The sequence below is a fragment of the Streptomyces sp. NPDC048353 genome (genome assembly GCF_055587165.1).
This window is the reverse complement of record NZ_JBVJGU010000001.1, coordinates 1,044,119-1,058,436: the sequence shown is the minus strand read 5'-3', so window position 1 is coordinate 1,058,436 and position 14,318 is coordinate 1,044,119. Positions and strand designations below refer to the sequence as shown.

The following is a 14,318-nucleotide window of genomic DNA, read 5'->3' as shown; positions in this document are numbered from 1 at the left end:
GGCCGGATGGCCGGATGGCCGGATGGCCGGATGGCCCGGCGACCGGGTGCCCGGGTGGCGGTCAGGGGTCCTGGCGCGGTGCGCTGTCGTCGTTGCCGCGCCGGATCGTCCGTACCGTCCGGCCCGGTGACCAGGTCCGCACCACCAGCTCGTCGTCCTCGACGGTCGTCCGCACCACCTCGGCCGGCTCCATCAGGAAGAGGTGGAACGGCAGCGGGGCCTCCACCTCCCGGGCGAACCGCTCGACGGTCTCCGGGTCGGTGACCTCGACCGCCCGCCCGGAGATCCGGACGTCGCCGCCGTCCATGTCGGCGGCGGCGCCCGGGTTGGCCAGGAGCGAGCAGCGCGGGTCCCGCCGCAGGTCCAGTGCCTTGCGCGAGTTCGGCATCATCGCCAGCCAGAGCTCGCCGAGACGGAAGTTCACCTCCAGGCCGGTGAGCCGGGGCGAGCCGTCCTTCCGCACGGTCGCCAGGACGTGATGGGTGTACCGGCCGAATCGCTCCCGTACGGTCGCGGCGAGTTCGGGCTCGGCGGCGGCGAAGGCCGACCAGGTCGGCGCGGCGGACGGCTCACTGTTCCCCAGGTTTCGCATGGGCCAAGGAAACACCGGATACCCGACAGCCGCTGTCCGGTTTTCCGTGAAAGCCCCGAGCGGGCGCGGCCTACTTCTCGCGCTCGGCGGCGGAGCGTTCGACGCAGAACTCGTTGCCCTCCGGGTCGGCGAGCGTCACCCAGCCCTTCCCGTCGGGGCGCCGGTGGTCTCCGACGAGCGTGGCGCCCAGCGCGATCAGCCGTTCGACCTCTTCGTCGCGGGTGCGGTCCTGCGGCTGGAGGTCGAAGTGGACCCGGTTCTTCACCGTCTTCCCTTCGGGCACCGTCACGAAGAGGACGCCGGCGCCCGGCGTCTCCACCAGCGCCTCCTCGTCGCCCGGCCGGTCCTCGTCGGACACCCGGGAGTCGAGCACCGCGGCCCAGAACGTGGCCAGGGCGTAGGCGTCGGAACTGTCGATCGTCACATGTCGCACCAGGGAGCTCATGGGGACACTCTCCTGCGCGTCCACGCGCGCGTGCGAGTGGTTTTCGGCGGGGGCGGGCGCTCGCGGCCGGGCGGCGGCGCGTCCGGGCTCGGAGCGGGCGCGTCGGTGCTTCGGGTGCGAGGCGCGCTCGGCCTGGGCGGCGCGGCCGGGTGCGCAGGCTCGCGACCCCGGCGGCGCGCCCGCGCTCCGCGTCAGGCGCGCACGATGGCCTGTGCCCTGGCGGCCGACAGCCACGCGGGGAAATCGGCCACGAGCCGGTCGCACAGCTCCGCGTCCGGGACCCGGCGCGGGTCCTTCCCCGCGTGGAAGAACCCGGCGTTGTCGACGGGCCGCTTCTCCGGCACCGGCAACTCGTCCAGTTTCCGCAGGAACTCGAACTGCCGGCTGCCCGGGTCGCCGAAGCCGATGAACTGCCAGAAGATCGGCAGCTTCGCCGCCTTGCACAGATAGCGCTCGGCGGCGAGCTTGTTGATCGGCCCGCCGTCGGTCTGGAAGACGACGAGGGCGGGGGCGGTGGCGCCGCTGTCGAGGTAGTGGTCGATCACCGCGTCCATGGCCAGGTGGTAGCTCGTCTTGCCCATGTGGCCGAGGCCGGCGACGATCCGGTCGACCCGGCCCTGGTGGTCGGCGAGCGCGATGTCGGTCTCGGCGTCGATGTCGGTGGAGAAGAAGACCACCGGTACCCGCCCGTCGTCGTCCAGGTGCGCCGAGAGCCCCAGCACCCGGTCGGCCAGGGCCTGGACGCTGCCGTCCTGGTAATAGGGCTTCATCGAGCCGGAGTAGTCCAGCACCAGATAGACGGCGACGCGCTGGCCGCTCATCCCGTGCTTGCGCAGGGACACCCCGGCGGTCTTGTACAGACTCACCAGCGCGGGTGCGGACTCCTCGACCTTGCTCAGGCTCAGCGCCACGGACGCTCCCTCCCTCGTCCCGCACGCGGTACGGATCCCCCCGTCCGGCACGGGCACGGCGTACGGCATACGGAACGCCGAGCGTACGTGATGGCGGACGCCCTCTTGCGACGGACCGCCACCGGGAGTAACAGGATCTGGAATCATGGGCCTTGGGGTGGCGGTGTGACGAGGGGGAGCGTGTGATCGCGACGACGGGTGGTGCCGTGGACGCGGCCGGCGGACGGGCGGCCGGCCGGCGGCGGGCCCTGCTGATCGGCGTCCGTGACACCCCGTACCTGAGCAGGGATCCGCTGCTCTCGGAGCGTTACCGGCCCCTGGACTGCGTCGACCGGGACGTCCAGCTGGTGGGCGCGGCGCTGGCCGGCTCCGGCTACTCCGTGGACGCCCTGCACCCCGCCCACCCCCTGGACGAGCGGAGCGATCCCACGCGGAACTCGATCGTGCAGGCCATGGACGAGTTCCTGCGGTCCTGCGCGCCGGGCGACACCGCCTTCGTCTACCTCTCCTGCCACGGCGTCTGCGTCAACGGCCGGGACTATCTGCTGCCCGCCGACGCCAAGCCGCGCGCGGACGGCTCCCTGCTCACCAGGACGCTGATCGAGACGACCCCCGACGACCTGCTGGACGAGGTGCCCGCGGGCGTACGGGTGGTGGTCTGCCTGGACACCTGCCGGACCGACGTCCCGGGGCCGGCCCCGCAGCGGGAGCGCACGGTCCTGGTCGGCGAGGGCTTCGACGACGTGATCTGGCTGCGCAGCAGCGGACGCGGCCAGCCGGCCTACGCCGATCCGGAGAAGGGGAGTTACTTCGGCCTCGCGCTCTCCGAGGCGCTCTCGCCGAACCACCCGCCCCAGACCTTCGGCGAGGTCGTCGCCTTCGTCCGGGCCCGGGTGGACCGGCTCACCGCCCACCTCACCGAACCGCCGCCGACCGTCGAGGTCCAGGTCCCCAAGGGGCGTGAGGACGAGGCCGCGGCGTCCTGGTTGTGCCGGGGCTCCCAGGAGACCCTCCGCTGGACCGAGGTCGTCTCCGGCTCCGTCCTCTGGAACCACACCGCCGGCGACAGCGCCGCGCACGAGCGGGTGAAGGACCGGCTGGGCGAGCTGGCGAGCGAGGTTTCCCGGAGCCGTATCGGCACGGACTCGCCGCTCGCCACGCCCTGGAACGACCCCGAGTACCCGATACGGGTCGTCCGCGTGCTCGGACGGCTCGTCGAGCAGGCCGCCCTGACCGGGTCCGAGCGGCTCTCCCCCGCCGAGACGGCGGCGCTGCTCGCCGCGCCGCTGATGCACGAGGGCGTCGTCGCCGTCGCCCTCAGCGAGCTGGCGGCGCTCCGCCCGGACCGGCTCGACCGCCGCGAGGGCGACCGCGGCCGGAAGGCGACCACTCCGCACGACCAGTGGGTGTGCGACGCGGCCCGGGACGTCTGCCGGGCGCACTCGCAGGTCGGCCTGGCGGCCGAGACGCTGAGGCAGCGCAGGCTCTCCGAGGCCGCCACCGCCGCCGACCACTGGCTGCGGCACCGTTTCATCGCCGACTGGGACCGGCTCTGGGACCGGACGGGGGACTACGGCGCCGTCGACCACCTCCTCGACATGGTCGTCGCGGCGGTCGCCGCGGGGGCCGACGGCGCCCCGCACGTCCCCACCGACCAGACCCGGCAGCGCGTCGACCGGCAGATCCGCCATGTGCTGCCCCATATGACGGTCGCCCCCGGCAGCAGCCCCCGCATCAACGACACCTCGGACCCGCGCTGGACCGACGACCGTGCGGTACGGGGCAACACCTGGCGCGGCCGGGACCTGGCGTACCTCCTGTGGCTGTCCGCGCTGCTCGCCGCGGACCCGCGCCGCATGTCCAGCGTCCTGGTCGACCACCTCGGCGCCCACCGCGCCCTCGTCCCCGCCGACGTCGTCGACGCGATGGCCGACTTCGACCTGGACACCGTCGGCAGGGACGGGTCTCCGGAGCCCGGCGAGGAGTACGCCCTCGCCGTCGACCTGCCCTGCCCGCACCCGGCGCTGCACGCCGCCATGGAGGAGCTGGCCGGCACCGCCGACGCCTCCGTCCGCGCCCTCCACCAGAGCTGGAAGGACGACCGCAGAGCGGCGCCCGACCTGCTGCGCGGTGTCCCGCACCAGGTGACCACCGAGTTCCTCAGGCCGCTCGACGACCGCTACACCCAGCCGCTGGAGCGCTTCCGGCTCGCCGAGGACGAGATCCGCCCGCTGCTGATGGGCACACAGCTGTACGGCGACAAGATGCTGGCCGTCCGCGAGCTGTACCAGAACGCCCTCGACGCCTGCCGCCACCGGCAGCTCCGGGTCGCGTACGGCCGACGCCGGGACCGGTGCCCGCCCACGGAACGGGCGCCGGAGATCACCTTCGTCCAGGGGTACGACGCGGAGGACCGGCCGTACATCGAGTGCCTGGACACGGGCACCGGCATGAGCCGCAAGAAGCTGACCTCGATGTTCGCCCGGGCGGGCAAGCGCTACGAACAGGACCCCGACTTCGTCCAGGAGCGCCGCAACTGGCGCCGCGCCGGCATCGACCCGACGCCCTTCAACAGCCGTTTCGGCATCGGCGTGTTCAGCTACTTCATGCTGGCCGAGGAGGTCGTGGTCACCACGAGCACCGTCGACCTCCACGGCCTCCCGTCCCGCACCGAGGCCCCGCTCCAGGCCACCATCCAGTCCGGCTCGGGCCTCCTCCAGATCACCCCGACCACGGCCGCCCCGGAGCGCGGCGGCACGCTCGTCCGCCTCTATCTGAGCCAGGACGACGAGGCCCCGCCGTCACTGGTGGAGACCCTGCGGTCGCTGCTGTGGGTGAGCGACCACAAGGTGACGGCGGTCGAGCTGGACCGGGAGGGGAACGAGATCGACTCCGAGATCTGGGAACCCGGGAAGCTCCGGGCCACGGAGGACTGGCCGGCCGACCCGGTGAAGGCGGGGACGGACGGCTGGATCGTCCAGGGGCGGGGGCAGCTGCTGCTGGACGGGGTGGTGGTGGCGCACGCGCCGCGGGTCGACGGCTACGTCTTCAACCTGCGGGAGCGCCACCACCCGGTGCCGAGTGTGGACCGGAACTCGCTGCTGTCGTACGACGAGGAGCGGGTGGACGAGGAGCTGTTCGCGACGTTGGCGGAAGCGGTCGGCGGTGTCGGCGAGGTCTCGCTGCGATGGCTGTGGGATCTGGCCGAGAGGGAACCCCGGCTCGCCGTCGGTCTGGTCGATGCGCTTCCCGCGGCCGTGGTGGGCCTGCTGCATCCGCACCCCAACGACTACAGCATCGCGTCCACCCGGCTGCCGTTGCGGGAGACCGGCGTGCTCCCCCTGGACGGCTATCTCCTCCGGCGCAACATCCCCGCCAGCCCGTCGGATCGGCGCGGCGTCTACGAGAACGCGCTGCTGCGACGCTGGCGCCGGTCCGTGCTCGGACTGGTGTTCCGGACCGAGAAGCCACCTGCCTCCGACGGGTACCCGCCGGTCGAGGGGGTGGACGCCCTGCTCTTCCTCAGGGACGTTCCCGACGGCACATGGCTGGCCCCCCTACGAGCCGCGGCGCTGGCCCGGGTGCCGCTGGCCGAGACGGTCAAGGCGCTGCGCCGCTACGCCGTCGCCGGGGTCGAGGTCCCCGCGACCGAGGACATCCGGCGACTGCGCGAGCTGCCCGTGCCCACCTCGGTCATGACCGACCTCTGCCTCGCGTACGGGAAGGCGGCGGAGGCGCGGGACAACGCCCACGGACGGCCGGCCGCGCACGCACCGTTGTTGATCGTCGCCGCCCACCACGACATCCCCCCTTCCCAGGCCCTGGACGAGCTGCGCCAGTTGGTACGTCTCGGCGTCCCCGTGCCGGATACGGCCGGACTGCGGCGCGAGGATCTGGGGTCCAAGGTGCTGCACGCCGATGCTCTGCTCCTCGCCTCCGTCCGCTCCCCGTTGGTGACCGGCGACGACTGGACCTGGCGGGAGGGCGAGGTGCACCCCGTCGATCTGCTGCTGCGCGCACCCGCGCCTCAGCAGCGGCGCAGGCTGGCCGAGGCGCTGACGGCGCTCGGCCCCCTCGGTTTCCGCCGGAGCGACTCGGTGACGGAGGAGATGCTCGACCACCCGGCGCTGAACGGCGTGGAGCAGCGGTTGCTGTCCGCGAACGCGGACGGCGCACCGCCCTGGCTGCCGCCGGGCCCCCTGCACATGCTCCAGCTGCTGGAACGCAGCGCCGGAACGGAACTCCCGCTGGGACGCGCGGCGGAACAGATCAACCGGCTGGCCCCCGTCACCGGCGTGACCGCGCCCGAAGTCCCCTCCCCGTGCGTGAACTGGACACCACCCGCCTGGATCCACTCGATGATCCGCAATAGACGGCGGGACAGCCTGGGTGAGCGGTCGGGCTACGGTCTCTGGAGGCTGGTCTGGGCGGCGTACACGGAGGACCCTACCGGCGCCGAACTACGCCACGAAATGCTGCTCTTGGAGGCGTGCGGTGTGCTCGCTCCGGGAGCCGGCGAGCTGCTCGACACCGCTGTCGAGCAGTTCTCCGCCATGGGCCCGGCGCTCTCCGACCTCCTGGATATCGTCTATCCCCTGTGGTTCCTCGGCGAAGGGAATCGGTGGGACCTCGAAGGAGCCGACGGCCTCCACCTCGCCCTGCTCGTCGCCTTCGCCGCCCGGCGGAATACCACCCTGGGCGAGGCCGTGGACGTCCTGCGCCAAGCGGCTCCGCTCCTCCCGCTGCGCCTGCCCGAGGTGCCGACGCAGGCCCTCGCGCTCGCCCCCACGTCCTGGGAGGCGTCCCGCCTGGTCGATCAGAACCCGTCCGAGCCCGGCGGCTTCCGGCACCGGCTGTCCTGCCAGGACCTCCTGACGTACGCCGAAACCCTCCGCGGCTCCCTCGGCGACGCCATCCGCCGCGTCTCCGCCTTCCACTGCGTCGGCGGCCCCGCCCTCCCCGGCCCCTTCACCGGCCCCGACGCCGAAGCCCTCGAAGGCTTCGTCCCCGACTTCTTCGACCTGGCCGCGTTCGACCCCGGGCTCCTCGGGCCCGGTCTGCTCGGGCCGCTGGAGCTCGTGCTCGTGGCCGGGCGGTTCGGGTGGTCGGTGGGGCGGGTGTACGACCGGTACGCGCCGTTCCGGTGTCTGGGGCTCGACGTCCGGACGCCCGCGCCCGACGAGGCCGAGCGGGAGATCACGCCGGACTGGCAGGACGTCGTCCTCCTCACCCGCCAGTTGACCGGCCGCGCGCCCGCGCTCGAGGGGGCCGTCGACCCGGATCACCTCGCGCTCTGCGCCGAGGAGACGGATCTCTCCGAAGACGAGGTCCTCGCCCGGCTCCGCCGCTACGCCCGCCTGTTCGCCCTTGAGCTGCCCACGCCCGGAGGCCCGCGCCCATGAGCTCCACCGTCCCGTACCGCAACCGCGATCTGCCGCCCACCGCCGCCTCGACCCACTTCCTGTGGGAATACCGCCCCGAAGGCGAGGGACGGTACGAGGCGACCGGCGAGTGCCCCGCCTGCGGGTGTCCGATGACCAAGGTCTGGCCGTACGGGCAGTACGTCGCGTCCAAGGGGCCGGGCAGCCGCCGGAACCGGCCCGATGACGACGACGGCCCCTGGTACACGCAGTGCGTGTGCACGTCCTGGCACGTGAACCGGCCGGCGGCGGTGGAGTCGGGCTGCGGCGCCGGGTTCTGGATCGCCTTCCCGCCGCAGGGGCTCCCCCGGTGAGCGAGTTCACGACGAAGGAGCTCCGCGACGCGGAGGCGCGGGCCGGGGCGATGGCGACCCCGCCGGAGCAGTTGCGGGCGGCGCTGCAGCAGGCGGAGGGGTACCGGAACTTCCTCGCGACGCTCACCGGACTGCTCACGGTGATCTTCGTGCTCAAGGGGCAGGAGAACCTGAGCAAGCTGTCGCCCGGGCCGAAGTGGTCGGTGATCGGGCTGCTCGCCGGGGCGTTCCTGCTGCTGATCGTGGCCTCGTGGATGATGGTCTCCGCCGTCCACGAGCGCCCGGGCGCGACCCGGCCCCTCGGCGCGGTCCAGATCCTCCGCTACGAACGGGACCGCGCCCGCTCGGTCCGGCGGATGACGGACTGGGCCCGCTGGATGGGCCTGCTGGGCGTCCTGGCCGTGGCGGCGGCCTCACTGACCACCTGGATCGCCCCCAGCAGCACCTGACCGGATACCACCCGGCCGGAGGGGCTTTCCACAACACCGCCCCGCACGCGCCGCGGCGCCCGCCCAGTCGTCCGGTCGGGGACATTCGGGAAGGCGCCGCGCTCAGTTCCGCACGTCGTTGTACGGGACGTCTCAGGGGTGGTGCCGGATCAGACCGTCAGGGCCCGGTCCGTGGGGCGGATCGGGGCCGGGAGGTCGCTCGCGCCCGTGAGGAAGCGGTCGACTCCGCGCGCCGCCGAGCGGCCCTCGGCGATCGCCCAGACGATCAGCGACTGACCGCGGCCCGCGTCACCGGCCACGAACACACCACCGACGTTGGTGGCGAAGTCCGCGTCCCGTGCGACGTTGCCGCGCTCGTCGAGCTCCAGGCCGAACTGCGAGACCATGCCGTTCTCGACGTCCGTGCCCGTGAAGCCCATCGCAAGCGTCACCAGCTGGGCGGGGATCTTGCGCTCCGTGCCCGGCTTCTGGGTCAGTTTACCCTCGATGAACTCGACCTCGACCAGGTGCAGGAACTGGACGTTGCCGTCCTCGTCGCCCTCGAAGTGGGTGGTGGAGACGGAGTAGACCCGCTCGCCGCCCTCCTCGTGCGCCGAGGTGACCTTGTAGAGCATGGGGAACGTCGGCCACGGCTGGCCGGCCGCCCGCTCCTCGCCCGGACGCGGCATGATCTCCAGCTGGGTGACCGAGGCCGCGCCCTGGCGGTGGGCGGTGCCCACGCAGTCCGCGCCGGTGTCGCCGCCGCCGATGACCACGACGTGCTTGCCCTCGGCCGTGATCGGCGGGGCCACGAAGTCGCCCTCGACGACCTTATTGGCGAGCGGCAGGTACTCCATCGCCTGGTGGATGCCGGCCAGCTCCCGGCCGGGAACCGGCAGGTCGCGGGCGGTGGTGGCACCGGCGGCGATGACCACGGCGTCGTACCGCTTGCGCAGGTCGGTCGCGGTGATGTCGCGGCCGATCTCGACGCCGGTGCGGAACTTGGTGCCCTCCGCGCGCATCTGCTCGATGCGGCGGTTGATGTGCCGCTTCTCCATCTTGAACTCGGGGATGCCGTAGCGCAGCAGTCCGCCGATGCGGTCGGCACGCTCGAAGACGGCGACCGTGTGGCCGGCCCGGGTCAGCTGCTGGGCGGCGGCGAGGCCCGCCGGGCCCGAGCCGATCACGGCGACGGTCTTGCCGGAGAGGCGCTCGGGCGCCTGCGGCTTGACGTCGTTGCTGTCCCACGCCTTGTCGATGATGGAGACTTCGACGTTCTTGATGGTGACGGCCGGCTGGTTGATGCCGAGCACGCACGCGGCCTCGCACGGAGCCGGGCACAGGCGGCCGGTGAACTCCGGGAAGTTGTTGGTGGCGTGCAGCCGCTCGGAGGCCTGGGTCCAGTCCTCGCGGTAGGCGTAGTCGTTCCACTCGGGGATCAGGTTCCCGAGCGGACAGCCGTTGTGGCAGAACGGGATACCGCAGTCCATGCAGCGGCCGGCCTGCTTGCTGATGATCGGCAGCAGGGAGCCGGGGACGTAGACCTCGTTGAAGTCCTTGACTCGCTCGCCCACCGGGCGGGTCTTGGCGACCTCGCGTCCGGTGGTCAGGAAGCCCTTGGGGTCAGCCATGGGTCGCCGCCTCCATCATCTTCTCGGTGGTCTCGGACTCGGAGAGACCGGCGAGCTCAGCGGCGTCCTTGGCGGCGAGCACTGCCTTGTACGTGGTGGGGATGATCTTGCTGAAGCGGTCCACGTTCACGGACCAGTCGGCGAGGAGCTTCTCGGCGACGGTCGAGCCCGTCTCCTCCTGGTGGCGGCGCACGACGTCGTGCAGCCACTCCTTGTCGGTGTCCGACAGGGCCTCCACGGCCGCCAGGTTCCCGGAGTTGACGTTGTCCCGGTCGAGGTCGATGACGTACGCGACGCCGCCCGACATGCCGGCCGCGAAGTTGCGGCCCGTCTCGCCGAGGACGACCGCGGTGCCGCCGGTCATGTACTCGCAGCCGTGGTCGCCCACGCCCTCCGAGACGACCAGCGCGCCGGAGTTGCGGACGCAGAAGCGCTCGCCGGTGCGGCCGCGCAGGAACAGCTCGCCGCCGGTGGCGCCGTAGGCGATGGTGTTGCCGGCGATGGTGGAGTACTCGGCCAGGTGGTCGGCGCCGCGGTCCGGGCGGACGACGACGCGGCCGCCGGAGAGGCCCTTGCCGACGTAGTCGTTGGCGTCGCCCTCCAGGCGGAGCGTGACACCGCTCGGCAGGAAGGCGCCGAACGACTGGCCGGCGGAGCCGGTGAAGGTGATGTCGATGGTGTCGGCGGGCAGGCCGGCGCCGCCGAACTTCTTCGTCACCTCGTGGCCGAGCATGGTGCCGACCGTGCGGTTGATGTTGCGGATGGCGACCTGCGCCCGGACGGGCTGCGCCTCCTCGGCGGAGCGGGCGCCCAGCGCCTCGGCGGCGAGCTCGATCAGCTCGTTGTCGAGGGCCTTCTCCAGACCGTGGTCCTGCGCGACCTGGGCGTGGCGGACCGCGCCCTCGGGCAGCTCGGGCACGTGAAAGAGCGGGGCCAGGTCCAGGCCCTGCGCCTTCCAGTGCGTGACGGCGCGGCTGGTGTCGAGCAGCTCGGCGTGGCCGACGGCCTCTTCGAGGGTACGGAAGCCCAGCTCGGCGAGGAGTTCGCGGACCTCTTCGGCGATGAACTCGAAGAAGTTGACGACGTACTCGGCCTTGCCGGAGAAGCGGTCCCGCAGCACCGGGTTCTGGGTGGCGATGCCGACCGGGCAGGTGTCCAGGTGGCAGACGCGCATCATGACGCAGCCGGAGACGACGAGCGGCGCGGTGGCGAAACCGAACTCCTCGGCGCCGAGGAGCGCGGCGATGACCACGTCCCGGCCGGTCTTGAGCTGGCCGTCGGTCTGGACGACGATCCGGTCGCGCAGGCCGTTGAGCAGCAGGGTCTGCTGGGTCTCGGCGAGGCCGAGCTCCCAGGGGCCGCCCGCGTGCTTGAGCGAGGTGAGCGGGGAGGCGCCCGTGCCGCCGTCGTGGCCGGAGATGAGGACGACGTCCGCGTGGGCCTTGGAGACGCCCGCGGCGACCGTGCCGACACCGACCTCGGAGACCAGCTTCACGTGGATCCGCGCCTGCGGGTTCGCGTTCTTCAGGTCGTGGATCAGCTGGGCGAGGTCTTCGATGGAGTAGATGTCGTGGTGCGGCGGCGGAGAGATGAGGCCGACGCCGGGCGTCGAGTGACGCGTCTTGGCGACCCACGGGTAGACCTTGTGGCCGGGCAGCTGGCCGCCCTCGCCGGGCTTGGCGCCCTGCGCCATCTTGATCTGGATGTCGTCGGCGTTGACCAGGTACTCGCTGGTGACGCCGAAGCGGCCGGAGGCGACCTGCTTGATGGAGGAGCGGCGCGCCGGGTCGTACAGGCGCTCCGGGTCCTCGCCGCCCTCACCGGTGTTGGACTTGCCGCCCAGCTGGTTCATGGCGATGGCGAGGGTCTCGTGCGCCTCGCGGGAGATGGAGCCGTAGGACATGGCGCCGGTGGAGAACCGCTTGACGATCTCGCTCGCCGGCTCGACCTCCTCGATCGGGATCGAGGGGCGGTCGGCGGTGAGGCCGAACAGGCCGCGGAGGGTCATCAGGCGCTCGGACTGCTCGTTGACCCGGTCCGTGTACTTCTTGAAGATGTCGTACCGCTTGTTGCGCGTGGCGTGCTGCAGGCGGAAGACGGTCTCGGGGTCGAAGAGGTGCGGCTCGCCCTCGCGGCGCCACTGGTACTCGCCGCCGATCTCCAGCGCGCGGTGCGCGGAGGGGACGCCGGAGGCGGGGTACGCCTTGGCGTGGCGGGCGGCGACCTCCTTGGCGACGACGTCGAGGCCGGCGCCGCCGATCTTGGTGGCGGTGCCGTTGAAGTACTTCTCGACGAAGGCGGTGTCGAGGCCGACGGCCTCGAAGACCTGGGCGCCGCGGTAGGAGGCGACGGTCGAGATGCCCATCTTGGACATGACCTTCAGGACGCCCTTGCCGAGGGCGTAGATCAGGTTGCGGATGGCCTGCTCGGGCTCCAGGCCCTCGATGAAGGTGCCGGCGCGGACCAGGTCCTCGACGGATTCCATCGCGAGGTAGGGGTTGACGGCGGCGGCGCCGTAGCCGATGAGGAGGGCCACGTGGTGGACCTCGCGGACGTCGCCGGCCTCGACCAGCAGGCCCACCTGGGTGCGCTGCTTGGTGCGGATGAGGTGGTGGTGGACGGCCGCGGTGAGCAGCAGCGACGGGATCGGCGCGTGCTCGGCGTCGGAGTGCCGGTCGGAGAGGACGAGCAGGTGGGCGCCGCCCTCGATCGCCGCGTCGGTCTCGGCGCAGATCTCCTCGATGCGGGCGGCGAGCGCGTCGCCGCCGCCGGAGACCCGGTACAGGCCGGAGAGGGTCGCGGCCTTCATGCCGGGCATGTCGCCGTCGGCGTTGATGTGGATGAGCTTGGCCAGCTCGTCGTTGTCGATCACCGGGAAGGGGAGCGTGACGCTGCGACAGGAGGCCGAGGTCGGCTCCAGCAGGTTGCCCTGCGGGCCGAGCGAGGAGAGCAGGCTCGTCACCAGCTCCTCGCGGATGGCGTCCAGCGGCGGGTTGGTGACCTGCGCGAAGAGCTGGGTGAAGTAGTCGAAGAGCAGCCGGGGGCGCTCGGAGAGGGCCGCGATCGGGGAGTCCGTGCCCATGGAGCCGAGCGGCTCGCCGCCGGTGCGGGCCATCGGGGCGAGGATGATGCGGAGCTCTTCCTCGGTGTAGCCGAAGGTCTGCTGGCGGCGGGTGACCGAGGCGTGGGTGTGGACGATGTGCTCGCGCTCGGGGAGGTCCTCGAGCTCGATCTCGCCGGTCTCCAGCCATGCGGCGTACGGGTGCTCGGCGGCGAGGCCGGCCTTGATCTCGTCGTCCTCGATGATCCGGTGCTCGGCGGTGTCGACGAGGAACATCTTGCCGGGCTGCAGGCGGCCCTTGCGGACGACCTTGGCGGGGTCGATGTCGAGGACGCCGACCTCGGAGGAGAGGACGACGAGGCCCTCGTCGGTGACCCAGTAGCGGCCGGGGCGCAGACCGTTGCGGTCGAGGACCGCGCCGACCTGGACGCCGTCGGTGAAGGTGACGCAGGCCGGGCCGTCCCAGGGCTCCATCATCGTGGAGTGGTACTGGTAGAAGGCGCGCCGGGCCGGGTCCATGGAGTCGTGGTTCTCCCACGCCTCGGGGACCATCATCAGGACGCTGTGCGGCAGGGAGCGGCCGCCGAGGTGGAGCAGCTCCAGGACCTCGTCGAAGGAGGCGGAGTCGGAGGCGTCCGGGGTGCAGACCGGGAAGATGCGGTCGAGCTTGCCCTCGCCGAAGAGGTCGGAGGCGAGCTGGGACTCGCGGGCCACCATCCAGTTGCGGTTGCCCTTGACCGTGTTGATCTCGCCGTTGTGCGCGACGAAGCGGTACGGGTGGGCCAGCGGCCAGCTCGGGAAGGTGTTGGTGGAGAACCGGGAGTGGACCAGGGCCACGGCGGTGGCGCAGCGGCGGTCCGACAGGTCCGGGAAGAAGGGCTCGAGCTGGCCGGTGGTCAGCATGCCCTTGTAGACGATGGTGCGGGCGGAGAGCGAGGGGAAGTAGGTCCCGGCCTCGCGCTCGGCGCGCTTGCGCAGGACGAACGCCTTGCGGTCCAGCGCGATGTCCGTGCTGTGGCCGTCGGCGACGAAGAGCTGACGGAAGACGGGCATGGTGGAGCGGGCGGAGGCGCCGAGCAGCTCGGGGGTGACGGGGACCTCGCGCCAGCCGAGGACGTCCAGGCCCTCTTCGGACGCGATCGTCTCGATCTGCGAGACGGCCTGTGCGGAGCCGTCGGCAGGGAGGAAGGCGATGCCGACGGCGTAGGCGCCGGCGGCGGGCAGCTCGAAGTCGGTGACCTCGCGCAGGAAGGCGTCCGGGACCTGGAGCAGGATGCCGGCGCCGTCTCCGGAGTCGGGCTCGGAGCCGGTGGCGCCGCGGTGCTCGAGGTTGCGCAGTACGGTCAGCGCCTGCTCGACCAGTGCGTGACTGGCTACACCGGTGAGGGTGGCCACGAACCCGACACCACAGGCGTCGTGTTCGTTACGGGGGTCGTACATCCCCTGCGGAGCGGGGCGACCGTCCATGGGCGACCAGGCGTCGGAACGCATCGGCTCTCCCGTCGTCGTCGTGGCA

General features: G+C 72.1%; 8 protein-coding genes. 3 read left to right on the top strand and 5 right to left on the bottom strand.

What is annotated here, in order from left to right; all coding sequences use genetic code 11:
- Positions 1 to 61 precede the first annotated feature (61 nt).
- From ACZ6RC_RS04720 to ACZ6RC_RS04710, 3 genes are all read right to left on the bottom strand, one after another.
- Complete coding sequence (locus ACZ6RC_RS04720; RefSeq protein WP_453615264.1) at positions 62 to 592, bottom strand: pyridoxamine 5'-phosphate oxidase family protein; 531 nt, start codon at positions 590 to 592, stop codon at positions 62 to 64.
- A gap of 70 nt (positions 593 to 662) precedes the next feature.
- The gene (locus ACZ6RC_RS04715; RefSeq protein WP_469579251.1) at positions 663 to 1,037 is read right to left on the bottom strand and encodes a VOC family protein; all 375 of its coding nucleotides are present in this window, start codon (positions 1,035 to 1,037) and stop codon (positions 663 to 665) included.
- Positions 1,038 to 1,228: 191 nt separating this feature from the next.
- Positions 1,229 to 1,948, bottom strand: coding sequence for a VWA domain-containing protein (locus tag ACZ6RC_RS04710; protein WP_469579250.1), 720 nt, complete (start codon positions 1,946 to 1,948; stop codon positions 1,229 to 1,231).
- Between the two features lie 182 nt (positions 1,949 to 2,130).
- On the opposite strand from ACZ6RC_RS04710, the gene ACZ6RC_RS04705 reads away from it, so the two are divergent.
- The 3 genes from ACZ6RC_RS04705 to ACZ6RC_RS04695 are packed head-to-tail and all read left to right on the top strand — an operon-like array spanning position 2,131 to position 8,131.
- Positions 2,131 to 7,350 (top strand): HD domain-containing protein, encoded by a 5,220-nt coding sequence (locus ACZ6RC_RS04705; protein WP_469579248.1) that lies wholly within the window; start codon positions 2,131 to 2,133, stop codon positions 7,348 to 7,350.
- Positions 7,347 to 7,682 (top strand): hypothetical protein, encoded by a 336-nt coding sequence (locus ACZ6RC_RS04700; protein ID WP_469579246.1) that lies wholly within the window; start codon positions 7,347 to 7,349, stop codon positions 7,680 to 7,682. Before ACZ6RC_RS04705 ends, ACZ6RC_RS04700 begins: the two co-directional genes overlap by 4 nt.
- Positions 7,679 to 8,131, top strand: a complete 453-nt coding sequence (locus tag ACZ6RC_RS04695; RefSeq protein ID WP_469579244.1) for a hypothetical protein — start codon at positions 7,679 to 7,681, stop codon at positions 8,129 to 8,131. Before ACZ6RC_RS04700 ends, ACZ6RC_RS04695 begins: the two co-directional genes overlap by 4 nt.
- Positions 8,132 to 8,280: 149 nt before the next feature.
- Here ACZ6RC_RS04695 and ACZ6RC_RS04690 read toward each other — a convergent pair whose 3' ends face one another.
- Together ACZ6RC_RS04690 and gltB are read right to left on the bottom strand one after the other, a co-directional pair.
- The gene (locus ACZ6RC_RS04690; RefSeq protein ID WP_469579242.1) at positions 8,281 to 9,741 is read right to left on the bottom strand and encodes a glutamate synthase subunit beta; all 1,461 of its coding nucleotides are present in this window, start codon (positions 9,739 to 9,741) and stop codon (positions 8,281 to 8,283) included.
- Positions 9,734 to 14,293 carry a glutamate synthase large subunit gene (gltB, locus tag ACZ6RC_RS04685; protein WP_469579240.1) on the bottom strand — a complete coding sequence of 1,520 codons (4,560 nt, stop codon included), beginning with the start codon at positions 14,291 to 14,293 and terminating at the stop codon, positions 9,734 to 9,736. The genes ACZ6RC_RS04690 and gltB overlap by 8 nt, the downstream gene beginning before the upstream one ends.
- Between the last annotated feature and the right edge of the window lie 25 nt (positions 14,294 to 14,318).